The sequence below is a fragment of the Motilimonas pumila genome, from assembly GCF_003596335.1.
GTDB lineage: Bacteria > Pseudomonadota > Gammaproteobacteria > Enterobacterales > CBDFNC01 > Motilimonas > Motilimonas pumila.
The window spans coordinates 1-24223 of record NZ_QZCH01000021.1; the positions used below are offsets into that span (position 1 = coordinate 1).

The following is a 24223-nucleotide window of genomic DNA, read 5'->3' on the forward strand; positions in this document are numbered from 1 at the left end:
ATCACGTTAGATGAAAACATCACGGCCGATGACATCATTAACGCGGCGGAAGCGGGTCAACAAATTCCAGTGACAGGTAAAGCGAGCGGCGATTTCCAAACTGGAGATATAGTTACACTCACCGTGAACGGCAAAACCTTCACGGGCCCAGTGGATGTTAATGGCAACTTCAGCATTAATGTTCCAGGTGCAGACTTGGTCGCAGATGGCGACAACGTGATTGATGCTTCGCTAGCAGCGACCGATGCAGCAGGCAACAGCATAACTGTCACAGACACCGAAGGTTATTCAGTCGACACTGAAATGACCAACACGGCCATCACGTTAGATGAAAACATCACGGCCGATGACATCATTAACGCGGCGGAAGCGGGTCAACAAATTCCAGTGACAGGTAAAGCGAGCGGCGATTTCCAAACTGGAGATATAGTTACACTCACCGTGAACGGCAAAACCTTCACGGGCCCAGTGGATGTTAATGGCAACTTCAGCATTAACGTGCCGGGTGCAGACTTGGTCGCAGATAGCGACAAAGTGATCGATGCTTCACTTGCGGCAACCGATGCAGCAGGCAACAGCATAACTGTCACAGACACCGAAGGTTACTCGGTTGATACTGTAATGAAAGATACGGCAATCACCCTTGATGCCAATATTACCGCTGACGATAGCATTAGCTTGGCTGAGGGCAACCAAACGATTGCGATTACCGGCCAAGTAACGGGAGACTTCCAGCTTGATGATCTCGTAACGTTGATCATCAACAATAATACTTACACAGGTAAAGTTGCGGCGAACGGTACCTTCAGTATCGACGTAGTTGGCAGTGATTTGGTCAATGACACTGACAGTACCATTTTTGCTTCGTTAGCTGCGACCGATGCCGCTGGTAACTCTGTCACAGTGACTGATACAGAAGGTTATACAGTGCCCCCTGTAGCTGTAGTAGATACAGGAAGTGTGACTGAAGCTTATGGCCAGCCAGTTAATGCGCCGAGTGCAAGTATTAACGGCGACGTACTTGTCAATGACCGCACTCTAGGTGTCAGTGAGCCAGTGATTGGCGTGCAAGCAGGCTCGGCATCTGGTGATGTCTCGGGAAATATTGGCAGTGCAATTCAAGGCGATTTTGGCAGTTTGGTGCTCAATGCTAACGGCAGCTATGAATATGTGCTGGATAACCAGAACTCATCGGTGCAAGGACTAAATGACGGGCAAACGCTGACTGACACCTTTAGTTACACGATCACCGATGGCAAAGGTAACAGCTCAACGACACAAATTAATATTACTATTAACGGTATTACCGACCCTGAACTGCAAGCGGTTGATGACAGTGCCAGCACCTTAGTTGGTCAGCCTGTTTATGTGAATATTTTGGGCAATGATATTAACCCTGCTGACAGCAATACTGGCGACCAAGATCCAGAAATGACGGTTTCAAACGTTAATGTGGTCTCTGGTAATGGCCAAGCCTACTTTATCAATGGTGAGCTGGTGTACGTCCCTGGTCCATCGGAAGAAACTGCGGTTATCGAATACACAGTTACTAACTTACAAGGGCAAACTGACACAGCTACGGTTACCGTAGATGTAACTCAACGAGTCGTCGACAGTGGCACGCTATATGGTGATGCGGGTAATGATCAAATTTCTACCACCAGCGGTGGCGATGCTGACTCAACTAGCTTTACCCTGCAGCTAGGCGCATACCAAGGTTATCGTACCGATGAAAATGGCAATAGAGTCTTTATTAATGAAGGCTCTCGCATTGAAACATTAGTACTCGCTGAAGAAGAGCAAATCATCGATTCGAAAGGCGGTAACGATTACGTTAAAGGCTCGTTAGGCGCAGACACCATCTTCTTAGGCGATGGTTACAAGGGCAATGAAGCCAACACTATTGCTTTCTTGGATGAAATGGCGAAAAAAGACGAAGCAGAATTGCAATCCTACCATACTGGTGGAGTGTCGAGTGCGGTTGTCGATATTGCCGATGGTGGTGCTGGAGATGACGCCATCTTCGGTGGCAACCAAACTCCGGATGATCCCAACAACCTGATTGACGATTTAGAACGCCCTATCGCTCATTATGACTTTATTTACGGTAACGACGGCGACGACATGCTTGACGGTGGTTTAGGTCATGACGTGCTAAAAGGTGGTACCGGCAACGATATATTAATTGGTGGAGTCGGCAATGACGACCTTACCGGTGGCAGCGGCAATGATATTTTAATCGGTGGTGATGGCGCAGACACATTCCGCTTCTTTGAAGAAGATGCGATTGCAGAAGCGGGTAACAGCCAGCAAGACTCTGGTATCGTAGATACCATTATGGACTTTGATGTTAACCAAGATAAATTAGACTTGTCTGATTTATTGGATACACAAGGCACAGATGTCAGTAACAGTATCGAGCAGTACCTCAACGTGATCGAAGAAGATGGACACGTAGTGATTGAAGTAGATAAAGACGGTTCAGGTCAGTTTAATGGTGACAGCGACATGAAGATCTCGTTGGAAAATGTTGATTATGATACCCACGGCTCGTCACTGCTTACTGATTTGATGGATAATAATCAGTTAATTGTGGATATTAATTAATAACTAAGCCTAGTTTCGGGCTAGGCTTAAATTAATCTCACGTAGTAATAAAGGATTATTAAGCGTTGCAAACACACAATAGCCAAAGGCTACAAAACGATCCTTTACTGGAGTCGTTAGTCTTTATGACAAAGTATTATGGTGAGCCTCATTCTGCCGATGTGTTAACAGCAGGCTTACCGCTACTTGAAGGTAGGCTATCTTTGAGGCTGTTTGAGCGGGCAGCTGCTAAAGGCGGTTTGTCTGCGCGCAGCGTTTCTACATCACTAAAGAAAATCTCACCCCTGTTGTTGCCTTGTATCTTGTTACTAGAAGATAACAGCGCTTGTGTTTTGCTAGAGGTCAACCCTGAGCAAGAAACCGCAAAGGTTATTTTTCCTGCCACAGGTGAAGGTGAAACGCTATTACCTTTGGCTGAGCTTAAGGCTATGTACCGAGGTAAAGCAGTTTATTTAAAACCACTCTATCGATTTGATAAACGCACCCCGCCGTTAATTGAAACGCAATCTGGCCATTGGTTTTGGAGTACAATTCGCGGGTCTTTTTCGATTTATCGAGATGTATTAATCGCGTCTTTACTGATTAATGCGTTTGCGATTGCTAGCCCTTTGTTTGTCATGAATGTTTACGATCGGATCGTACCCAACCTGGCATTTGACTCGCTTTGGGTGTTAGCCATTGGCGTTACCATAGTGTTTATTTTTGATTTTATTATGCGCCAGCTACGGAGTTATTTTATCGACGTGGCCGGTAAGAAATCAGATATTTTACTATCCTCTAAAATTTTCAGTAAAGTCATGGGCATGCGCTTGGAAGCCCGGCCAGAGTCTACTGGAGCATTTGCGCGTCATTTACAAGAATTTGAGTCTATTCGAGAGTTCTTCACCAGTGCCACGGTTGCCGCTTTAGTGGATGTGCCCTTTGCGTTATTAACCCTAACGGTTATTTGGATCGTTGCTGGGCCCATGGTCTTTATTCCAGCAGCAGCCTTAGCGTTGCTACTCTTGTACAGTTTTGTGATTCAAATTCCATTACGCAAAAGCATTGATGAGGGCTCGCGTTTAGCCGCACAAAAATACGCCAACTTAGTCGAAGGTTTAAACGGCATTGAAGGCATTAAAGTCAACGGCGCCGAAGGGATTTACCAGCATCGTTGGGAAGAAGCCGTTGCTCACATGGCTAATTGGGGCATACAAACCCGTAAACTGTCGAATTCTGTTGGCAGCTTGTCATCTTTTCTGCAACAAATGCTCACCGTTTGCTTGGTGCTGTTTGGGGTGTACTTAATAGCCGATGGTGAACTAAGCATGGGTGGCTTAATTGCAGCCGTTATGCTCAGTGGTCGAGCGCTTGGTCCTCTTAGCCAATTGTCTTTGCTTATTACTCGGTATTCGCAAACCAAATCTGGTCTAGCCATTTTAGAGAACATCATGGCAATGCCTAACGAGCAAGAAGACGGTCGCAGGTATATCGATAGGCCAAACATGCAAGGCCATATTCAGTTTCGCGAAGTGAGCTTTTGCTACCCAGAGCAGAATAAACCAGTGCTTGAAAATATCAGCCTGTCGATTAATCGTGGTGAGAAAGTCGCTATTATCGGCCGCATAGGCTCGGGTAAAACTACGTTACAAAAACTGCTAATGGGCTTATACCAGGTTTCTGCTGGCGGCATTCAGATTGACGGTATCGATCAAAACCAAATTCATCCGGCTGACTTAAGGCGCACCATCGGCTGTGTATTACAAGAAACACCGCTGTTTTTTGGCTCAATTCGCGACAACATTACGCTAGGCGTCCCATTTTGTGCTGATGATCTAATCTTAAAAGCCGCGCGCCGCGCGGGAGTCAGTCAGTTTACTGACCAAGACAGCAATGGTTTAGATAAACAAGTGGGTGAAAATGGCCGCTTATTGTCCGGCGGTCAGCGCCAGGCGGTAGCGATTGCTCGCTCCTTATTACTAGAGCCCAATGTGCTGATCATGGATGAGCCCACCAGTGCAATGGACAACCGTTCTGAGCTGCACATCAAGAAGCAACTAGCCAGTTTAGATAAACAGCAAACACTCATTTTAATCACCCATAAAACGAGCATGCTAGACGTAGTAGACAGGCTCATCGTGTTAGATTCTGGCAAATTGGTAGCAGATGGCCCAAAAGAAAAAGTATTACAAGCTCTAAAAGAGGGCAGAGTGACTATCGCAGGCAATGTTGGCACTGGGGTGGCGAATGGCTAAGATGCAAAAGCCGCCTCGGCAAGAATTGGACTTTGTAGACGAGACCAGTGCAGCTGCATTATTAAATACAGCAGTCAGGGCCCGTTTATTGCTTTGGTTTATGCTGCTGTTTGTCATCGTCGGTTTAGTATGGGCTTATTTTGCTGAGCTAGATGAAGTGACTGTTGGCAGTGGTAAAGTGATCCCTTCTTCACAAGTGCAAATTGTGCAAAACCTTGAAGGTGGTATCCTCAAAGAGATCTTTGTCGCTGAAGGGGATGTCGTTGACGTGGGTCAAGCCCTGATGCGCATTGATGACACCAAGTTTCGCAGCGACTTTAGAGAGCAAGAGCAACAAGTATTGTCTCTGACTAGCGATATCGTGCGTTTAAGAGCGGAAATTGCGTCAGTACAAATTCAAAAAGATGATGCTTTGCCATGGCAAGCGCAGGTTGTTATTCAACCTCAAACATTGCCTTACGCAGAAGTGTTTTTGACCTCTTACCCGGAGCAAATTCAAGCGGAAACCATTCGTTATGAGCAAAGCATCGCGTCGCTCAATAATCAGTTATTAATTACCGCACAGCAAATTGCGCAAAAGGCGCAGGAGTTGGTTGAAACCGAGTCTAAAGTGATGCATTTAAAGCAATCTTATAACTTGGTGAAAAAAGAACTATCACTCACCCGCCCATTAGCAAGAGAGGGCGTAGTGTCAGAAGTTGAGCTAATCAAGCTACAGCGGCAAGTCAATGAACAAGCCTCTGAGCTTGCCAGTGCAAAATTGGCGTTGCCAAAAATTGAGTCTGCTCGTAATGAAGCTATCAGCAAGCGGCGAGAAATGGCATTGGAATTTAAGCGCCAAGCCATTGAAGATTTAGACGAAGCGGAAGCCAAAATGGCAGCGCTGAATGAAGTGCAAGTAGGGCTGCGTGACCGCGTGGTACGCACGAGTGTGACATCGCCAGTAAAAGGCAAAGTTAAGACTATTAATATCAATACATTAGGTGGTGTAATTCAGCCAGGTATGGATTTGATAGAAATTGTACCGATTGAAGATAACTTACTGGTTGAGGCACGCATCTCACCCAAAGACATTGCTTTTTTACGACCGGGGCTGGATGCCGTGGTCAAATTGAGTGCGTATGATTTTACCGTTTATGGTGGCCTCAATGGCACCCTTGAACATATCAGCGCAGACACCATTGTCGACGAAGAAGGTAATAGTTTTTACCTTATCAGGGTACGTACCCATGACAATGAAATAGGGCAAGGTAAACAAACACTGAGTATTATTCCTGGCATGTTAGCCAGTGTCGATGTGATGACTGGCAAAAAGAGTGTGTTGGACTACCTCTTAAAACCGATATTACGAGCCAAACAGTCCGCCTTGCGTGAAAGATAAACCTTAGGGAAGAATAAATATGAAAAAGACTCTGATTGCAATGTTAACAAGTACCGTACTGGCGGCGCCAGCATGGGCGGAAACATTAGAGTCAAGCGTTGCGAAAACCTTGGTCTCTAACCCAGAAATTAACCAAGTGGTGAGCCGTTTAGGGGCTTTTAATCGTGCCCAAGACGGTGCTTTTTCTGGCTACTTGCCGAGCATTGACTTAAATGCAGGCATTGGCCGTGAGCGAACCGAGCGTGACGACTTTGATACCACGACTTATACCCGTAAAGAACTGGGCTTGAGCTTGCGCCAAATTTTATTTGATGGTTTTGCCACTAGTGCCGAGTATGACAGAACCGGGTTTGAAGCTAACGCTGAGCAATATCGCTTATTTGCCGATGCTGAAGATATGTCTCTGAATGCTGTGGCGGCGTATCTGAGCGTTCTACAAAGCTCTGAAACCTTGGCTTTGGCGGAAGAGAATCTCGCCATTCACAACAAAATATTCAAAAATATTAACAAACGCACCAAAGCCGGTATTGGATCCTCTTCCGATTTATCTCAAATAGAAGCCCGTTTAGCCCGCGCCAATGCCAATGTTGTGAACGCCAGAAACAATTTTTCTGATGCGGAAACGCAGTATTTGCGTATCGTGAATGAGTACCCAGAAAATTTGACTGAGCCACGTCCCGACTTTTCAGCAATACCCGCAGATTTTGCGCAAGTCATTAAAATTGCCATGGATCAGCACCCTCGGCTTAAGTCTTCGCGCCATGATATTTATGCTGCCAATGCGCAAAACGAGGTGGCTAAGTCGAAGTACTATCCTGAATTTGCGTTAGAAGTAGAAAGCAACTTTTTGGATAACGCAGACGGCAATATAGGCCGTAATGATGAAGTTGTGGGTATGGTGCGAATGCGCTACAACCTATTTTCAGGTGGTAAAGACAAAGCCTATGAAGAAGAAACTGCCTATAAGGTGAATGAGGCTAAATTCGTCAGTGAGAATACTTTACGTCAAATCCACCAAGGTGCCCGATTATCTTGGGATGCCAAGCGTTTCTTAGAGCAGCAACAAGACTTTTTGAAAATGCACGTGACTGCCAGTGAAAAAACCCGCGACGCCTATGCCAAACAATTCAATTTAGGTAAACGTACGCTTTTGGATGTATTGAACACCGAAACCGAATTGTTTGAAGCCAAGAAAGACTTAGTTGCAACCCGCTATGAGTTGATGGAGTCGAACTTTCGCATCCTCAATTCTATGGGCCAGTTGCTAGCAAGCCTAAAAGTAGATCGCCCAAGCAATTGGCGTGATGAACTGCGTGAGATCCAATAATCATGATACGGGCTAAAGATCAGCTTGTAGCCGTTAGCGCATATTGGTCTTTAGCTCTTCTTGTTTGTTTATTTAGCGGCTTAACGATTGCGGCTTATAATCAGCAAGAAAAGGCATGGTTTAATGCCGTAAGAGAAACTTACAGTAAAGCTCAACCGCTTCGCAGGGTGCAAGACTGGCGAGCGCTGGTAAACCAAGCGCAAGCCCTGCCTGAGCCAGAACAGCTTAATGTGGTTAACCGCTTCTTCAATCAATTGCAATTCATTCCTGATCATAAGCTTTGGGGTGAAGAAGACTACTGGGCCACGCCGGTGGAGTTTTTAGCCGCTGGCGGCGGTGACTGTGAAGACTTCAGCATTGCGAAGTACTTCACTTTACTGGAACTTGGCGTACCGCAAGATAAGCTGCGCCTGGTGTATGTTAAAGCCCTAGAGCTTGACCAATTTCATATGGTCGTGGCTTATTACTCAGAGCCAACAGCCATGCCGGTGCTACTTGATAACCTTGATCCCAGCATTAAGCCAGCCAATGAACGTCCGGACTTAGCTCCGGTATACAGTTTTAATGGCCAACACTTGTGGCTGATGAAAGAGCAAGGCCGAGGCCAAAAAGCGGGGAAGGCGTCAAGGCTAACCCGTTGGAATGAGTTAAGAGGTGGTTTTGAAAGCAACCGCCTGAATAAACCCCTATTAGATTTGGACTAGAGACTTGTTATGACACTGCATAAACAATTATTGATCGCCATTCTCGTATTATTTGCTGCCATGCTTGCGGGGGTTTTAAGTTATGAACTGCGTAGCCAGCAAGAAGCCTTACTATCATTGCAAGAAACGGATGTTCGTAACGCCAGTACATCTTTAGGGGTATCGCTGACGCCGTTGTTGCAAAGCGGGGATAAAGTAACCGCGGAGGCGGTATTAAAGGTGGTGTTTGATGGCGGTTTTTACCAAACCATTGAGCTTACCTTCTTACAGGATCGCAGCCGTATTAAGTTACAGAACCCGGCATCCTTTCAAAATGTGCCAGACTGGTTTCTTAACCTTGACTTGTTTCCCACCGTGAGTCACGAAGTGGTATTAACCAGTGGTTGGTTGCAACTGGCAGAGCTCAACATTGTGGCACACTCTGGCTATGCATATAGTCAGTTATGGCACTCTCTGAAAGGGTTAACTCAAATTTTCTGTGTGACGTTTATCGTGGCAGCATTGATTTTAACTTGGCTACTCAGTGCGTTGTTAAAGCCACTTAAACAAATTCGGCAACGCGCAGAAGAGATCCAGAAAAACCGCTTTGGCGAACCACTTGCGATCCCAAGTACTCATGAGCTTAAGCAGGTGGTAAAAGCCATTAATAATATGACCAGTAATTTAGCCGCGCAGTTCAAAGAGCAAGCGCTAGATGCTGAGCGTCTGAGGGAGCAGGTGTACCAAGACAATACCTCGGGCTTAGGCAATCGGTCATATTTTATGGCGCAAGCTCAAGCGTGGATCCAAGACTCTGGTTACGGTGGTGTGGCGCTACTGAGTGTGGACATTCTCGATGATATTTACCGTGAGCAAGGCTTTGCGGCGCGCGATGAGCTGGTGAAGCACTGTGGTAACAAACTTAAAGCAGCCTTGTTGCATAAAGAAGATTTTGCTTTGGCGCGGATCTCTGCCAATGAGTTTGCATTTCTATTACCCGGCGTAGAGCAAGAGCAGTTACTATCTTTTGCTGCAGACATTCAAACTCATATTGCCGATTTAGTGGTGAGCCCAATGGCTTTCTCTCCGGCTATTTCTTTTATGGGACTGACTCAGCGCACATCTAATGAGGGCATTGCAGAGCTGCTCACACAAGCTGATAATGCCTTACAAATTGCGCGCTCTAAACGTGAAGACGGCGTGTATTTACATCAAACGAAAGCGGAGCAAAGTCGCGGACGAATGTCTTGGAAGCATTTAGTGCAACGAGCCATTCATCAGCATAAATTTGTCTTTAAAGCGCAGCCCGCACTAGCAAAAGAGGGTGACAAGCCTTATCACTCAGAGTTATTTGCCAGCATCAAAGACGGCGATGAGCAGTATTTTGCTGGGCAGTTTATGCCTGCGGTAGAGCAATTTAAAATGGGGCCGATGTTTGATCAATATATTTTACAACAAGCTCAAGCCAAGTTAGCCGATAATGTCGTGCCTACTTTGGCGGTGAATTTAACCCTCTCAGCTTGTCTTGATATGGACTTTCACGGCTGGCTTGAGAAGTTCTTAAAGCAATACCCAGATATGGCGCAGCGCTTGTACTTTGAAATCCCTGAGACCGCTTGTGTACTGCATCTTGAGGTGCTCAAAAACTTGGTCGCGATCATCCATCAAGCCGGCTTTATGTTTGGCGTGGACCAATACGGCCGCCATTTCCAATCCCTCGAGTACTTAGAGCTGCTCCACCCAACCTATGTTAAGGTGGATCACAGTTACACCAACCAAGTTCAAAAAGATCAAGCTGACAGCGAGTTTTTGGCTTCGGTGTGTCGCGCAGCGCATAAGTTAAACATCATCACAATTGCCACGCGGGTTGAAGACCAAGCCCAATTAGAGCTACTTTCAGACTTGCATATTGATGGTTATCAGGGATTTATTTCACCCCCTGAGAAAATTTAAGAATATTTAACCCAAAATTGCATCGTCTTGGTTAATACTAGGGTTATTAAAATCCTTGGAGAAAGACGATGCGATTATTATGTTGTTTATTGGCATGTGTGAGTTTAAACCTGACTGCGAGTGAGCTGCCTGATGCTGCCCACATTAGCGTGACGGGCTATTCGGAAGTAACGGCTGAGCCAGACATGGCGGTGATTAATATCAGCGCTTTTGAAATACATAAAGACGTTTTAACAGCAAAGCAAAGTTTAGATAAAAAAGTCGCCGGCTTCATTAACAAAGCTATTAAAATGGGCATTAATGAACAGGACTTAACCGCAGAATCCCTTTATACCTACCCCGAATATGAGTACGGCAAAGACAACAAACGAGAGCTGATTGGGTATCGCGCCTCGAGAAATATTAAAGTCGACTTACATCAGTTAGAACAACTGAGCCCATTGCTTGATTTAGCTTTAAGCCAAGGCCTACAACAGGTAGAACAAATTCAGTTTACCTTAAAAGATAAATCTGAAATTGAACTGGCTGCTCGTGCGGCTGCGGTTAAAGACGCTAAAGACAAAGCTAAAGCATTAGCGGCTTCGTTTGAAAGTCATGTCGGTAAAGTGTACAGCGTGCAATACCGCCAACGTAGCAGCGTGCCTGTGATGAAAATGGCAATGGCAGATATGGCGATGGAGCGCGGAGGCAATAACAGCTACGTGAACGGTGAGATTACCGTTCGTGACCAAGTGCAGGTTGTTTTTTTGCTGCAGCCTTAGGCTCTCGTGAAAAAGCCAAGCCGTTGGGCTTGGTTTTTGGACAAAAAAATACCGCCAATAAGGCGGTATTTTTATCATTAAAGCGGTTATAGCATTCTGTGATTAGTGCAGTAGACGTGCACGAATAGTGCCTTCAATGCCTTTTAGTTTAGCAATCGCCTCGTCGCGTTTGCTACTGTCGATATCCATTACCACGTAACCAATGTTTTCATTTGTTTGCAGGTATTGGGCAGCAATGTTAATGCCTTCCTCTGCAAATGCTTGGTTAATCTGGATCAAGATACCTGGGATATTCTTGTGAATGTGAAGCAGGCGGCTAGTAGCTGTGTGCTCAGGCAGAGACACCTCTGGGAAGTTGTAAGCAGACAAAGTAGAACCGTTGTCTGAATACTTGGTTAGCTTACCGGCAACTTCATAGCCAATGTTTTCTTGTGCTTCTTGTGTGCTACCACCGATGTGCGGCGTTAGGATCACGTTATCAAAACCGCGCAGTGGTGAGATAAACTCATCGTTGTTTGACTTTGGCTCAACAGGGAACACGTCAATCGCCGCGCCAAACAGTTTGTCTGTTTTTAAGGTTTCGACCAGTGCATCGATATCCACCACAGTACCGCGAGAGGCATTGATTAAGATAGAGCCTTGCTTCATTTGAGATAGTTGTTCAGGACCAAACATCAATTTAGTTGAAGCGGTTTCTGGCACGTGCAAGCTAACGATGTCAGACATGTTTAACAACTCTTCAAGGGTCGCTACTTGGTGTGCGTTACCCAATGATAATTTGTTCTCAATGTCGTAGTAATGTACCTGGAAGCCAAGGTTTTCAGCCAAAATACCCAACTGAGTACCGATATGGCCGTAACCAATAATACCAAGCTTCTTACCACGGGCTTCGTATGAATTGTCTGCAGATTTCTGCCATTCGCCACGATGTGCCTTGGCGTTTTTCTCTGGAATACCACGCAGTAACATTAGGATTTGGCCAAGGACCATTTCGGCAACACTGCGGGTATTCGAAAACGGTGCGTTAAATACTGGTACACCTTTTTTCTGCGCTGCTTCTAAATCTACCTGGTTAGTACCGATACAGAAACAGCCAATTGCAACCAGCTTGTCTGCCGCTTCTAAAACTTCAGCTGTTAGGTTTGAGCGAGAGCGGATACCGATGAAATGAACGTCTTTGATCTTCTCTTTTAGATCTTCTTCACTCAGTGAAGTTTTTAGGCATTCAATGTTGCTGTAACCGGCTGCTCTGAAAGTGTCTTCAGCACTTTTATGAAGACCTTCTAACAGAAGAATTTTGATTTTTTCCTTACCTAATGAAAAGGTTGACATGCTTACTTCCCTCGACCCGAAATGTGTCATTGCTCAAATATTTACCTGTTTGACAAGATACATTTTATTTTGAAAATTTACTACAAAAAAAGCGGTGATAACGCATTATCCCGCTTTTTTTTGATCTAATTATAACGTTTTAACGCCCTCTGGCGTTCCTACTAGTACCGCGTCTGCGCCACGGTTGGCAAAAAGGCCATTGGTTACTACGCCAACAATGGCGTTAATTTGTTCTTCCAACTTACGTGGCTCGATAATTTTGAGGTTATGTACGTCTAAAATCACGTTGCCATTGTCAGTTACCACGCCTTCACGGTAAACCGGGTCACCACCTAGCTTGACTAATTCACGAGCGACATAGCTGCGCGCCATTGGAATGACCTCAACAGGAAGCGGAAACTCACCCAAAATATCCACGTTTTTGGTGTTATCAACAATACAGATGAATTTGTCAGCCACGGCGGCCACAATCTTCTCACGTGTTAACGCGGCGCCACCGCCTTTGATCATGTGGTTGTAGTTATTGATTTCGTCAGCGCCATCAACATAAACGCCAATTTCAGACACGCTGTTTAGGTCATAAACCTCAATGCCTAACGACTTAAGTTTTTCCGTGGATGCTTCTGAACTCGAAACGGCGCCTTTAATGTCGTGTTTGATCGTACCTAGGGCATCAATAAAATGATTAACGGTAGAGCCCGTACCCACTCCTACAATAGTATTTTCTTCAACGTATTTGAGGGCAGCCCATCCTGCGGCTTTTTTCATTTCATCTTGTGTCATTGTGTGCTCCGGCGCGACCTTGAATAGAGCGCGGATTATAGCGTAATCACGGGGTGAAAATCACTATTTCCATTGCCAGATTTTTGTCGGGGTAATGACTTCAGGAAGTGGCACATCCCAAGATTCTGTTGGCAGTTGTGGTAAGCACTGTAAATCATGAGCTAAACCAATGGGATATGGTCCTGTTTTATGTTCAAACCAAGGCGCTAAAGTGCGGTCATAAAAACCGCCACCCATGCCTAAACGGTTACCGCTTTGGTCAAAGGCAACCAAAGGCGTAAAAATGATGTCTAGGTCATGAGCTTCAATGGCGGTGTTTTGCTGCCGACAAGGTTCATCAATACCAAATTTATTTTTGAGCATTGGGCTGTCAGCGTGATAGTGCAAAAACAATAACTGGCCTTCGTTGTATGGGTCTAACACGGGCAGGTAAGTTTTGATGCCTTGTGCCCAAAACCATTCAATTAAAGGCAAGGTGCATAACTCGCCATCATGGGCTAAGTACAGGGCGACATGTTTAGCCTGCTGTAACTTTGGGTGGTATTGAAACTGTTGCGGTAAGTCTTGGCTCAGACGTCGCTGTTGCTGCTTGCATAAAGCCCGTCGTTGCTGGCGAACATGTTGACGAATTTGGTGACGAGTTTTTTGCATCGCAATTACTGAATAGGGTTCCCAGAGTGCCGTTACATGGTATTAGCCCTTGAACCCTATGGCTCAAGGTGGTGATCCTGTGGTTACCGTAGGCTTCTCAGTACATGCTGAGCCTGCACAATAGTAACAAGCAAGATCGCCGGTATTGCAATTATCGGCTCAGGGACGTCACCATATTGACGAACACCCCAGGAATAAACTGTTATTCGCCTTTTTCTATCAAGGCGTTTTCGATGGTACTTTGTAACATCTTAATACGCTGATCCATAGTATCAGTGTATTCTTGGTTCTTTGCTTGCTCAAGCTTTAATTCATGGCAAAAATTTAACGCCGCCATCACCGCCAGTTGTTCGCTTTTGGTGACTTTGGTGCGGCTTTTCATTTCGTTCAGTTTTTCATTAAGAAGGTCCGCTGCGCCAGTAAGTGCAGATTCCTGACCAACAGGACAAGCCATTTTATACGATTTACCTAAAATATTGACTTCTACTGCCGATTGGCTCATTGATGAACTCCGAACGAAAGATGCTTTGCCTGTCAGTTAGGCAGCCTATGTTGCCGACTATAAATCGCTAGCTATTAAGTTTCAAGTCCTTGCTAGCACCTTATCGGGTGCAATGTTAGGATTAGTTCAGTGCTTTATCCATTCATTAAAAATTTATTAGGTTAATATGAGCAAGAATAACTTACCTGAATTTGATCATGTGACGCGCGTATTAGAAGGAGCGGAGCTCACCGTTGGAGCCGCTGAAGTCCACGGTGTGTTAGCCGGGATCGTGTGCGCCGGGGTTAAATTAGACGGCCAATCTTGGCAAGGGCCTTTTAATGACTTGGTCAATGAAGGATTTGGTTTACCTTCAGAAGCAAAAATTGTTTGCAATGACTTGTACCAATTGATTTGCCAGCAGCTAAGCGACGGCAATATGGCGTTTTCCTTATTACTACCAGATGATGATCAACCCCTAGACGAAAGAGCAGAAGCTATGTCGCAATGGGCGCAGAGCTTTTTAGTGGGATTTGGCATGCTGCAGCAAAAGCTCAACCAAGCCCCAGAGAACATTCAAGAGTTGATCACCGACATTCGAGATATTTCTCAAGTGTCGTTAGATTTTGATATTGAAGATGAAGAAAGTGAAATGGCCTTTACCGAGGTGATTGAATACTTGCGCGTGGGCGCCATGCTTTGTTTTAACGAATTCAGTAAAACTGCCTCTATTTCAACGGATAAGCCAACCATACATTAATTTTATGATCAGTCGTTCAGAGTTTCAGCACAGGCAACAAGCAGTTGCCAGTTTAATTAAAGATAACAGCGCTCTGCTTGTGGTCGCAAACCAAGAGCAAACCCGCAGCCGTGATACTGAATACAGTTACCGTCAACACAGTGATTTTTGGTATCTGACTGGCTTTAACGAGCCAGATGCTTGGTGGCTATTGACCAAGCGAGACGGTCAAGTTAAAAGCGTATTATTTTGCCGAGCAAAAGATCCATTAGCAGAAATTTGGCAAGGTCGCCGATTAGGCCCAGAACAAGCCGTAGCGCAATTAGGCTTTGACCAAGCGTATGATGTTAATGATAAACAAGCCAAATTATCTGAACTGATGAATGGCTTAAATAGCCTTTATTTTGCCCTTGGGGAAGCGGAGCATGCCGACCAAGAAGTACAGCAATTATTAGCCGGTATGCGTGCTGCTGCGCGTCAAGGCGTGCAAGCGCCTACTGAGTTAATAGATTGGCGTCCATTGGTGCATGAGATGCGGTTATTTAAATCCTCAGAAGAAATTGCATTGATGCGAGAAGCGGGGCGTATTTCTGCCTTAGGACACCTTCGAGCGATGGAACAATGCCAAGCTGGGCAACTTGAATTTCAACTTGAAGCCGACATTTTACATGAGTTCGCTCGCCACGGTGCCCGTTTTGCGGCTTACGCGACTATTGTGGGAGGCGGTGATAACGCCTGTATCTTGCATTACACTGAAAACTCAAGTCCCTTGCAAAACGGCGACTTGGTCTTGATAGATGCTGGAGCAGAATATCAGGGTTACGCCGGTGACATCACTCGAACTTTCCCGGTTAGTGGTCGCTTTAGCGAGCCCCAGCGTTTGCTTTATCAATTGGTATTAGATGCCCAAACCGCTGCATTAGCGATTCTTGGCCCTGGGCAAACGATCAAAGCGGCGAACCAGGCGGCGGTAACAGTCATGGTGTCCGGTTTGGTTGAGTTAGGCATCTTAGCTGGTGACGTAGAAAAACTGATCGAAGAAGGCGCATATAAAGCATTCTACATGCATGGACTCTCTCATTGGCTTGGGCTGGACGTGCATGATGTGGGCAGTTATCAGTCGATTGAGCGGGATCGTGAATTACAGCCTGACATGGTGCTCACGGTAGAGCCTGGCTTATACATAAGCCAAGACGCCGAGGTAGATGAGAAATGGCGTGGCATTGGCATTCGTATTGAAGATGACGTGCTGATTACCTCGGATGGCATTGATAATTTAACCGAATTAGCGCCAAAAACCGTGGCTGAGATAGAAGCCCTGATGGCTCAAGCGAGAGGGTAAAGTGACAGCACAAGCAATGGATGCTCACAGCTTCGACGTAGTGATTGCGGGCGGCGGCATGGCTGGCTCGACATTAGCTCTTGCGCTGCATCATTTAGCGCCGTATTTGCGAGTGGCCTTGGTTGAGGCCCAGCAAGCTCCAGTTGGGCTGCATCCTGGGTTTGATGGTCGTTCAATCGCGTTGGCTTACGGCAGCGTCGAAATTTTTCAACAGTTGAACGTTTGGTCGCAGATGCAAGAGCATGCCAGTGCGATTAAGCAAATCCATGTATCTGACCGTGGCCACAGCGGCATTGTTAACCTTAGCGCTAAAGAGCAACAGTTACCGGCACTGGGTTATGTGATTGAGTTGATGCATGCTGGCCGGGTCTTTGAACATGCCTTAAAGCAGACTGCTGTCAGCCTGTATTGCCCTGCCAGTGTGACAGATATCTCTCAGCAAGAAGATGTCAACTTGGTTACGTTAAGCTCAGGTGAAATATTGCGAGCCAAATTGCTCGTTGGCGCAGATGGCGGTCAGAGTGTGTGTCGTAAAATATTAAGAATGTCGCAGCAGCAAGAAAGTTATGGCACCAGTGCAATTATTGCCAATGTCAGCACTTCGCAGCCTCATTTAGGGCGCGCGTTTGAGCGCTTTACCGAAACTGGGCCATGTGCATTATTACCCATGCAACAAGGTCGAAGCTCTCTCGTATGGGCTTTGCATGACGAGCAAGCGCAGCGTTTAATGCACTGCTCAAACGAAACCTTCTTGCAGCAGTTACAAAGTACCTTTGGTTACCGTTTAGGGCGCTTTGTCAAAACCGGTGAGCGGGCTTGTTATCCATTATCGCTCACCAAATCTGACGAGCCTGTGGCGCACCGCGCAGTATTAGTGGGAAATGCTGCCCATACTTTACACCCAGTTGCAGGGCAGGGCTTTAACCTAGGTCTGAGAGACGTCTATGTGCTGGCGAGTCACTTAGCACAGGTTGGCGAGGATAAGGATGTGGGGAGCTTTAGTTGTTTAGCAAATTATTGGCAGCAGCGCCAGCAAGACCATCAAACAACCATTACCATGACAGACACTTTGGCCAGAGTATTTGCAAATCAATATTTCCCCTTAGTTGCAGCTCGTAATGGAGCTCTGCACCTTATGGACTCCATTTCGCTTTTCAAACAACCTTTGGCGCAACAAGCCTTGGGGCGGTTTAATTTATTTTCGGTGAACTAGCATGATGCAATCGTATGACGTCGTGATTATTGGCGGAGGTATGGTTGGTTTAAGCCTAGCCGCCGCGTTAAACAACAGTGCCATAAAGGTGGCGATCATCGAGGGGCAATTACCCGATGAGCATTTTTCTGAGATCGCCGATAACCGCGTAAGCGCGCTCAGTGCAGCCAGCGAGCGTATTTTGTCTCGCCTAGGTACCTGGCCTGAAATTGCCGACCATGCTGCGGCCTATCAAAGCATGGAAGTCTGGGACCAAGACAGTTTTGGTCGTATTACTTTTGCCGCAGAACAACTGCAACAGCAGCACCTTGGACATATTGTTGAGAATCGCCGCATTCAATTGGCCTTACTGGCTAAGGTCAAGCAGCAAACCAATGTGACATTGTTAATGCCTCATCAAGTGAAACAGTTGGCGATGGGAGAGGGGGAAGCTTGGTTGCAGCTTCATAATGGCCAAGCATTAACGGCTAAGCTTGTGGTTGGCGCCGACGGCGCACAATCTTGGACTCGCCAGCAAATGGCTATTCCTTTGGTTTATCGTGATTATCAACATCATGCTATTGTTGCGACGGTTGCAACCACCGAGTCGCACCAAGGTTGCGCTAGGCAAGCCTTTACACCGCAAGGTCCTTTGGCTTTCTTACCCTTATCACAACCCCATCAATGTTCTATCGTTTGGTCTGTGAGCCCTGAGCGGGCGAGCGAACTTATGGCGTTGACAGAGCAAGAATTTAATAAAGCTTTGACCATGGCATTTGATAACCAACTTGGTTTGTGTCGCGTGTTAAGCCATCGTTTTAAGGTGCCTTTAGCGATGCGCTATGCTCGCAATTTTGCGCAACATCGCTGCGCCTTAGTTGGCGATGCCGCTCACACCATTCACCCGCTTGCTGGCCAAGGGGTGAATTTAGGCTTATTGGATGCCGCCAGCCTTGCCCAAGAGATCATTCGCCATCACGCATCAGGTCTTGATATTGGCCAGCTCAGCCAACTGCGTCAATTTGAGCGTTGGCGTAAAGCCGAAGCGGTCGATATGATTTTGGCGATGGAAGCACTAAAACAGGGCTTCAGCGGTAATCACCCGTTGAAAAAGTTGATCCGTGATGTTGGACTTACTTTGGTAGACAAACTGACCCCGCTCAAGCAGAGTTTTATGGTGCGTGCAATGGGGCAAGCGGGAGAGCTACCGGACTTAGCCAAACCCTAAGCGATTAACAATCTTGAGAAGTACGCCGCATTTTCCTAATACTCGGTCTACACTGAAAGTATGGAGTGAAGGTTAAATGTTCGCCGGGCATATGCGATGAGTTTACTACTTTCATGCTGTACCTTGATGCAGGAAGCTTAACATGAAGCTTCAGCCAAATCGCGCTGACTTTGGCTTTTTGTTGCTAAATTTTTGTACGTTATATAAACAATCCTTACTGGAAACATGAACTGTAAAGTTCATTTAAAAGAACAGCTTGAAGAAAAATTTGGTTGTTTTTTGACTTCTGTGTTGACGTTTTGCTTTTAAGTTTAGTTGACCTAAGGGTCAATATTCACGACATTTAACCTTGGTAAAATTTTTTGCTTGAACTGGCGCCTGTTATCTTGGGGATAGATGATAGGCGCCAATACATAGGAATTAGGTTAAAATGCGCTCAAAATCTTTTAGTTTAGGCTTACTAAGTCTAGTGTTATTCACTGTCTGTGCCTTACTAGCGTATAAATACAGTTTTAATAAAAGTCTGGTTATTGACCCTTCATCTGACTATAAGTTTACCGTGATCACTGACGCTTCCCAAGGCGGTCAAACCACGGCTCAGTTGAAAAAAACTAAACGGGCATTTGAGCTAAGTTGCGACATTAAAAAAGCGTATGCTTGGCCATTTTGTGAATTAGCAGTTGAGTTAACCGAACCAGGCCAAGGCCTAGATCTTTCAACCTATGATACCGTTGCTATCCGTGCGCGCTTTGAAGGGGAAGGCTCACAGCGTATTCGCTTTTACGTGCGTAACAGCCACCCTGACTATACCAAACCCAGCAATGATGCGACGCTCAAAGTAAATGAGGTTGAGTACGCGCCAAACATGTACGCTTCAGAAGTGGTCATCCCATTAGATAACTTCCAAGTGTCTGGTTGGTGGATTGATGAAAATAATGTCCCCCTTGAGCACTTTGCAACCGATTTTAGCAACGTTCCATTAATTGAAGTTGCGACCGGTGGTCATGTGGCTGAGGGCAAGATCAAGATTATCGTTGAAGAAATTCGCTTTGACGGCAAAATGATCCCAGAAACTCATTTCTTAACCTTTATCATTTTTATTTGGGTACTTGTGGCGATCTCATTTTTGCTAAATGACGTACGTTTGGCCCGTAACGATTTGGTTAAAACGCGTAAACAAGCGCAAGAGCTAGAGTCTTTGACTGAAACGCTTAAGTTAGAAAGTAAAAAGTTTGAACAAATGGCAAAACGAGATCCTTTAACAGGCGCAAGAAACCGCGCCGGTATTCGTGATTACTTGTTTGAACAAGTGCAGCAGGTTTATCTCAATAAAATGCCGCTATCTATTATCTTTATGGATATCGACCATTTTAAAACGGTCAATGATACACATGGTCATGAGACCGGTGACGAAGTACTAAAAGTATTTGCTCGCTTAGTGACCAATAATACTCGCCAGTCTGACAGTTTGGTGCGTTGGGGCGGTGAAGAGTTCTTGTTAGTGTGTTCAAACACAGATTCAGAGCAAGCTGAAGCCTTAGCTGAAAATATCCGTGCTGCCATTGAAGTAGCAGAGTGGCCACTTGAGCTTGATGTAACCTGTAGCTTTGGTGTCACTCAAATGGGGCAAGAAGGTACGAGTCAATTTATTGCCCGTGCTGATGAAGCCTTATACAAAGCGAAATCAACTGGCCGTAATAAGGTGGTGACTTTCTAAGCCTTAGGTGCTCATTATATCCTGTCCTGATAAGGACGGGCTATTCCATAAAAGCCTGTCTCTGCGACAGGCTTTTTTGTATCCCCCCTGCATGAAAGATCTTTCTGAAGGGACTTGGGGATGCGTTTATTGGGCTAGAAGGGGGTTATAATAGGCGCAGGACTCAGTTAACTGCTGGTTTCGATGCCACTGGCAACCTGAAAGTTACGCTCCAACAATTCAGTCAAGGCTTTGATATATGCCGCTTCCATTTCTGCAGGGATCAAGCTGGCAAGCTCATTACCCACTGGGGTGAACTTGTAATAATACAGTTTAAGCTTTTTACCGTTGGCGGCCAAACTGATCATATGGTCATTGCAGTTTAGTTTAAGCTCTTGGCCAGGCTGCATTTCTCCGGACTCTAATTCACTGGGGTAAATTAAACCAAGATCTGCCAACATTAATATATTACTGTAAGGAAAACGAAACTTCCCCAGCGATAATTTGGCGACGTCGGGTCGGCTAAACAATTGCATTGAGCTTGGTGGGCGAACATAGCCGGTGATTACCTTATGGCCTGAATCTCCTGAAAACATACAACTGAGATTACAGCAACGTTGAAACACTCCGGCTTCGCGCTGGGTCATCTTTTTCAATGTTTCTAATGATTTAACAGAAAAACTACCTGGACTAGTGATTTCCTGGGCCAGAATCTTAGCCCATAAAGCTTTCATATTATTACCGCAGATCTCTTCAGCTAATCGTAAATAAGCTGTCATCCAATCTGGGTCTACCTCGCCGGCGGCATCATCACTGTTACACTCTTGATAAGCTAACAGCATGATTTGCTCTAAATTTTCTTGTTTTTTGATGGCTTCCATCGCAATTCGCTTTTTAGCGCGCTGAGCAATGTTAAATGGTTGTTCTTTTGTTAAGCGTGCTCCTACGCCATAAGCATTGGCTAACTCTACGGTTTTACTTTGGGTACTGGCCGGGCCCGAGTCGTTATTTAGCGGTGCAATGCGTGTTGTTGGAGCCATCAGTATTCCTTAAACGAATTTCGTAATTACAAAATGTTATTATTGTCAGAAGTGACCAACTTGAACCTTGTTATCAAAATGTTAAGATAAAGTCATGTAGCGCTAAATGGAGAATGGCATGTTTGTTTTAAAAAAGAAAGCATGGAATATTTTGCTGGGTGCTGGGTATTTAGTGAGTTTAGTTGGTTTGGCTGTTTATATATATTAATCAATGTATTCATGGTGTTGAGCTACTAGAGCCTGAAAGTAATGCAAAGCGTTACGCAAAAAAAGCCAGTGGGTATTTACCGACTGGCTTTTTTGTAGAGGGTCACACACTCTGGCGTGCTTGGCGCTAATCTTCGTAAACTTCTACGCTAAGACCTTCCATGGTGTAACCCACGGTGGCTAAATCATTACTCATGCTTTCAGCTTTTATAGTGCCTTCAATCCAGATAGCCCCCCACAAGTCATCAATTGGCGCACCTTCAGGGTATTTCACATAAATAATTTGGTTGGGTGGCGGTGGTGGAACGTGAATACAGGCGCCGAAATAAGGCACTAAAAAGAACTCTGTAATTTTAGTTTCATCGCCTTCTAGAGGCACCACAAAGCCAGGTAAGCGTACTTTTTTACCGTTTAAGTCTTTGCGGGTTTCGCCCACCAAGTTTTGCTCCATGTTTACAGGGGCTCCGTCATGGGAGACAACGGGGGCTGCTTGCTGCTGTTTTAAGCGTTCTTCTTCGGGTAATAGCTCTTCCCATGTCATAGTTTGCACCGCTGCAGCGGCGGCAAAGCTGCACAGCCAAAGCAAAGCAGCAAACGAAAATGAGGTTTTCATCTTTATATCCTTATTGTCATACCATCGGACAGCGACATACGATAAGCCCGCCATGCCGGTACCAAGCCGATTAAAAATCCTGCCGCCACCACGATGGCGAGCAAAGTCAACTCATAGTGCGTTAGCATACTAAAGCTGACGTAAATACCAAACATATCCATGGCCAAAGGCTGGATAATAAGCAGTAAGGTATATAAGGATATCACTCCAAGCAAGGCTCCGGCTATCGCTAGAATGCCTGCTTCGGCAATTAGCAGGGTAAATATGTGCCCGGGGCGAGCGCCAACTGAGCGTAATATCGCCATTTCTCTGCGACGTTCATTCAGGCTGGTCAAAATAGTGGTTAACATGCCAAGTAGGCCAGAAACGACAACAAAGCCAGAAACGACAATTAACGCCTGCTCAGCCATGTTCATCGTGCTCCAAAGCTCTTGCAAGGCAACGCCCGGTAAAATAGCCATAATCGCTTCTTCGCGATATTCATTAATGCTACGTTGCAACATAAACGTTTGCATTTTTGAGCTTAAACCCAGCAGAAAGGCGGTGATGACTTTAGGTTCAAGAGAAACTTGGTCGAGCTGTTCAGGTTGTAATTGTCCCCCTTGTGGACTGCCTGACTCCCAACCGTAGTGAATCGCCTCTATACCGGATAATGGTACATGGATGGTACGGTCGACCGGTGTGCCAGTAGGCTTTAGGATTCCAACAATAGTAAAAGGTAGATTATCGTGGTTACTGAATGACACCGCAGCGCTACCATGTGAGATAACGATTTTTTGGCCAACGGAATAGTTAAGTTTGCGTGCCACCTCTGCACCGATAACGGCATCAGTGGGGTAGTTAAAGACAGCGCCGTTAGCCAATTCTAAATCTTGTTTTTTGCCGTATTTATAAAACTTGAAGTAGTCTTCTGTGGTGCCTAACACGCGATAACCTTTGTGCGCATCGCCCAAAGAGAATGGCACCGACCACTTCACCGCAGGGTTATTAATAATGTCTTGGTAAGTTTGCCAGGATACGTTGTTGGTGGCGTTACCAATTCTGAACACTGAGTAAAGCAATAATTGCACTTGGCCTGTACGTGCGCCGACAACTAAGTCGGTACTAGAGATAGTATTGGCAAAGTTTTCTTTGGTTTGCGTGCGCACTCTTTCTACGCCTAATAAAAGGGTCACGCTTAAAGCTATGGCCAGCACGGTTAATATGGCCGTGACGCGACGGTTGTACAAGCTTTTTAGCGCCAGTTTAGCGATGGCCATTGTGTGCTCCTGCTGCCAAATTGATTTCATCAAGGTTAATGTGACGGCTAAAAAGTGGCTGTAGCGACGGGTCGTGGCTGACGAAAATCAGACTGATGTCAGCTTGGTCACATTCATTAAACAGCAGCTTAATAAATGATTCTCTGGCATCGGTATCTAAAGAAGAAGTGGGCTCGTCGGCGATCAAAAACGCAGGGCGGCCAATGAGTGCTCGCGCAGCCGCTACTCTTTGTTGCTGGCCGATACTCAGTTCTGTCACCGGGCGGTGAAGTAAAGCCGCAGGGATTTCTAGATGGTCCAATAAGCGTTTGGCTTCTTGCTCTAAGCTACCGGAAAGCTGTAGTGCTTTTGCTTTGCGACTTTGTGAAAAGTGGCAAGGTAAACTGACGTTTTCTATCAAGCTTAAATAAGGCAATAAATTAAACTGCTGAAATATATAACCTAAGTGATCTGCGCGAAAGTGGTCTTTGGCTTTATTTGACAACTTAGTCATTTCACTGCCAAGGATTTCAATACTGCCACTTGCAGCTTGGTTGATGCCAGTAATCAAACCTAATAAGGTGGATTTGCCGCTGCCGCTTGGGCCTTTTAAAAAAACTTTTTCACCTTGGGCTATGGTCAGTGCAGGAATCGATAGAGTTAACGGCTGGTTTTCACGCCAGCCGAACTTTAGATCCTGAATACGAAGAAGAGTCTTATTATTCATGGTATCCG

At 45.7% G+C, this 24223-nt stretch carries 20 protein-coding genes and 1 other RNA gene; 12 read left to right on the top strand and 9 right to left on the bottom strand.

Translation table 11 applies throughout. From position 1 onward, the window contains the following. From D1Z90_RS21985 to D1Z90_RS14770, 7 genes are all read left to right on the top strand, one after another. The coding region (locus tag D1Z90_RS21985; RefSeq protein WP_119911550.1) for an Ig-like domain-containing protein at positions 1 to 2607 on the top strand (2607 nt) is incomplete at its 5' end. A gap of 65 nt (positions 2608 to 2672) precedes the next feature. Then, positions 2673 to 4841 carry a type I secretion system permease/ATPase gene (locus D1Z90_RS14745; RefSeq protein ID WP_232525265.1) on the top strand — a complete coding sequence of 723 codons (2169 nt, stop codon included), beginning with the start codon at positions 2673 to 2675 and terminating at the stop codon, positions 4839 to 4841. Next, complete coding sequence (locus tag D1Z90_RS14750) at positions 4834 to 6222, top strand: HlyD family type I secretion periplasmic adaptor subunit (protein ID WP_119911551.1); 1389 nt, start codon at positions 4834 to 4836, stop codon at positions 6220 to 6222. Before D1Z90_RS14745 ends, D1Z90_RS14750 begins: the two co-directional genes overlap by 8 nt. Before the next feature lie 19 nt (positions 6223 to 6241). Next, entirely contained in the window at positions 6242 to 7549 is a 1308-nt protein-coding gene (locus D1Z90_RS14755) for a TolC family outer membrane protein (RefSeq protein WP_119911552.1), read from the top strand. A gap of 2 nt (positions 7550 to 7551) precedes the next feature. Then, on the top strand, positions 7552 to 8253 hold the full coding sequence (locus D1Z90_RS14760) for a transglutaminase-like cysteine peptidase (RefSeq protein ID WP_119911553.1): 702 nt from the start codon (positions 7552 to 7554) through the stop codon (positions 8251 to 8253). Positions 8254 to 8262: 9 nt separating this feature from the next. After that, complete coding sequence (locus D1Z90_RS14765) at positions 8263 to 10185, top strand: bifunctional diguanylate cyclase/phosphodiesterase (RefSeq protein ID WP_119911554.1); 1923 nt, start codon at positions 8263 to 8265, stop codon at positions 10183 to 10185. 68 nt (positions 10186 to 10253) lie between these two features. Further along, positions 10254 to 10946, top strand: a complete 693-nt coding sequence (locus D1Z90_RS14770) for an SIMPL domain-containing protein (RefSeq protein ID WP_119911555.1) — start codon at positions 10254 to 10256, stop codon at positions 10944 to 10946. A gap of 102 nt (positions 10947 to 11048) precedes the next feature. On the opposite strand, the gene serA is transcribed toward D1Z90_RS14770, so the two are convergent. From serA to zapA, 5 genes are all read right to left on the bottom strand, one after another. Further along, a complete protein-coding gene (gene serA, locus D1Z90_RS14775) occupies positions 11049 to 12278 on the bottom strand; it encodes a phosphoglycerate dehydrogenase (RefSeq protein ID WP_119911556.1) in 1230 nt (409 codons plus the stop codon). A gap of 129 nt (positions 12279 to 12407) precedes the next feature. Further along, positions 12408 to 13061, bottom strand: coding sequence for a ribose-5-phosphate isomerase RpiA (gene rpiA / locus D1Z90_RS14780; protein WP_119911557.1), 654 nt, complete (start codon positions 13059 to 13061; stop codon positions 12408 to 12410). Positions 13062 to 13124: 63 nt separating this feature from the next. Further along, complete coding sequence (locus D1Z90_RS14785; protein ID WP_119911558.1) at positions 13125 to 13712, bottom strand: 5-formyltetrahydrofolate cyclo-ligase; 588 nt, start codon at positions 13710 to 13712, stop codon at positions 13125 to 13127. 14 nt (positions 13713 to 13726) lie between these two features. After that, a non-coding RNA gene (gene ssrS, locus D1Z90_RS14790) (6S RNA) lies at positions 13727 to 13910 on the bottom strand. A gap of 4 nt (positions 13911 to 13914) precedes the next feature. Then, on the bottom strand, positions 13915 to 14214 hold the full coding sequence (zapA, locus tag D1Z90_RS14795) for a cell division protein ZapA (RefSeq protein WP_119911559.1): 300 nt from the start codon (positions 14212 to 14214) through the stop codon (positions 13915 to 13917). A gap of 166 nt (positions 14215 to 14380) precedes the next feature. Here zapA and D1Z90_RS14800 point away from each other — a divergent pair, with 166 nt between their 5' ends. The 5 genes from D1Z90_RS14800 to D1Z90_RS14820 all read left to right on the top strand — a co-directional run bounded on the left by D1Z90_RS14800 (position 14381) and on the right by D1Z90_RS14820 (position 20411). Beyond that, positions 14381 to 14953, top strand: coding sequence for a UPF0149 family protein (locus D1Z90_RS14800; RefSeq protein WP_119911560.1), 573 nt, complete (start codon positions 14381 to 14383; stop codon positions 14951 to 14953). A gap of 4 nt (positions 14954 to 14957) precedes the next feature. Next, positions 14958 to 16274, top strand: a complete 1317-nt coding sequence (gene pepP, locus D1Z90_RS14805; protein ID WP_198419206.1) for a Xaa-Pro aminopeptidase — start codon at positions 14958 to 14960, stop codon at positions 16272 to 16274. 1 nt (position 16275) lies between these two features. After that, on the top strand, positions 16276 to 17487 hold the full coding sequence (ubiH, locus tag D1Z90_RS14810) for a 2-octaprenyl-6-methoxyphenyl hydroxylase (RefSeq protein WP_232525266.1): 1212 nt from the start codon (positions 16276 to 16278) through the stop codon (positions 17485 to 17487). A gap of 1 nt (position 17488) precedes the next feature. Beyond that, entirely contained in the window at positions 17489 to 18694 is a 1206-nt protein-coding gene (locus D1Z90_RS14815; RefSeq protein ID WP_119911561.1) for an FAD-dependent monooxygenase, read from the top strand. A 430-nt stretch (positions 18695 to 19124) separates the two neighbouring features. Then, positions 19125 to 20411 carry a GGDEF domain-containing protein gene (locus D1Z90_RS14820; RefSeq protein ID WP_119911562.1) on the top strand — a complete coding sequence of 429 codons (1287 nt, stop codon included), beginning with the start codon at positions 19125 to 19127 and terminating at the stop codon, positions 20409 to 20411. Positions 20412 to 20578: 167 nt separating this feature from the next. On the opposite strand, the gene D1Z90_RS14825 is transcribed toward D1Z90_RS14820, so the two are convergent. From D1Z90_RS14825 to D1Z90_RS14840, 4 genes are all read right to left on the bottom strand, one after another. Next, positions 20579 to 21430 (bottom strand): TIGR03899 family protein, encoded by an 852-nt coding sequence (locus tag D1Z90_RS14825; protein ID WP_119911563.1) that lies wholly within the window; start codon positions 21428 to 21430, stop codon positions 20579 to 20581. 334 nt (positions 21431 to 21764) lie between these two features. After that, positions 21765 to 22250 carry a DUF3299 domain-containing protein gene (locus D1Z90_RS14830; protein WP_119911564.1) on the bottom strand — a complete coding sequence of 162 codons (486 nt, stop codon included), beginning with the start codon at positions 22248 to 22250 and terminating at the stop codon, positions 21765 to 21767. A gap of 2 nt (positions 22251 to 22252) precedes the next feature. Then, a complete protein-coding gene (locus D1Z90_RS14835) occupies positions 22253 to 23509 on the bottom strand; it encodes an ABC transporter permease (protein WP_119911565.1) in 1257 nt (418 codons plus the stop codon). After that, entirely contained in the window at positions 23496 to 24215 is a 720-nt protein-coding gene (locus D1Z90_RS14840; protein WP_119911566.1) for an ABC transporter ATP-binding protein, read from the bottom strand. Before D1Z90_RS14840 ends, D1Z90_RS14835 begins: the two co-directional genes overlap by 14 nt. Positions 24216 to 24223: the final 8 nt, after the last annotated feature.

Excerpts from the sequence above, each read along its gene's own strand:
- D1Z90_RS14770 (WP_119911555.1), top strand. The coding sequence starts at position 10,254 with ATGCGATTATTATGTTGTTTATTGGCATGTGTGAGTTTAAACCTGACT.
- D1Z90_RS14765 (WP_119911554.1), top strand. The coding sequence starts at position 8,263 with ATGACACTGCATAAACAATTATTGATCGCCATTCTCGTATTATTTGCT.
- D1Z90_RS14760 (WP_119911553.1), top strand. The coding sequence starts at position 7,552 with ATGATACGGGCTAAAGATCAGCTTGTAGCCGTTAGCGCATATTGGTCT.
- D1Z90_RS14750 (WP_119911551.1), top strand. The coding sequence starts at position 4,834 with ATGGCTAAGATGCAAAAGCCGCCTCGGCAAGAATTGGACTTTGTAGAC.
- rpiA (WP_119911557.1), bottom strand. The coding sequence starts at position 13,061 with ATGACACAAGATGAAATGAAAAAAGCCGCAGGATGGGCTGCCCTCAAA.
- D1Z90_RS14820 (WP_119911562.1), top strand. The coding sequence starts at position 19,125 with ATGCGCTCAAAATCTTTTAGTTTAGGCTTACTAAGTCTAGTGTTATTC.
- D1Z90_RS14830 (WP_119911564.1), bottom strand. The coding sequence starts at position 22,250 with ATGAAAACCTCATTTTCGTTTGCTGCTTTGCTTTGGCTGTGCAGCTTT.
- D1Z90_RS14825 (WP_119911563.1), bottom strand. The coding sequence starts at position 21,430 with ATGGCTCCAACAACACGCATTGCACCGCTAAATAACGACTCGGGCCCG.
- D1Z90_RS14800 (WP_119911560.1), top strand. The coding sequence starts at position 14,381 with ATGAGCAAGAATAACTTACCTGAATTTGATCATGTGACGCGCGTATTA.
- D1Z90_RS14815 (WP_119911561.1), top strand. The coding sequence starts at position 17,489 with ATGATGCAATCGTATGACGTCGTGATTATTGGCGGAGGTATGGTTGGT.
- D1Z90_RS14755 (WP_119911552.1), top strand. The coding sequence starts at position 6,242 with ATGAAAAAGACTCTGATTGCAATGTTAACAAGTACCGTACTGGCGGCG.
- D1Z90_RS14840 (WP_119911566.1), bottom strand. The coding sequence starts at position 24,215 with ATGAATAATAAGACTCTTCTTCGTATTCAGGATCTAAAGTTCGGCTGG.
- pepP (WP_198419206.1), top strand. The coding sequence starts at position 14,958 with ATGATCAGTCGTTCAGAGTTTCAGCACAGGCAACAAGCAGTTGCCAGT.
- zapA (WP_119911559.1), bottom strand. The coding sequence starts at position 14,214 with ATGAGCCAATCGGCAGTAGAAGTCAATATTTTAGGTAAATCGTATAAA.
- D1Z90_RS14835 (WP_119911565.1), bottom strand. The coding sequence starts at position 23,509 with ATGGCCATCGCTAAACTGGCGCTAAAAAGCTTGTACAACCGTCGCGTC.
- serA (WP_119911556.1), bottom strand. The coding sequence starts at position 12,278 with ATGTCAACCTTTTCATTAGGTAAGGAAAAAATCAAAATTCTTCTGTTA.
- D1Z90_RS14785 (WP_119911558.1), bottom strand. The coding sequence starts at position 13,712 with ATGCAAAAAACTCGTCACCAAATTCGTCAACATGTTCGCCAGCAACGA.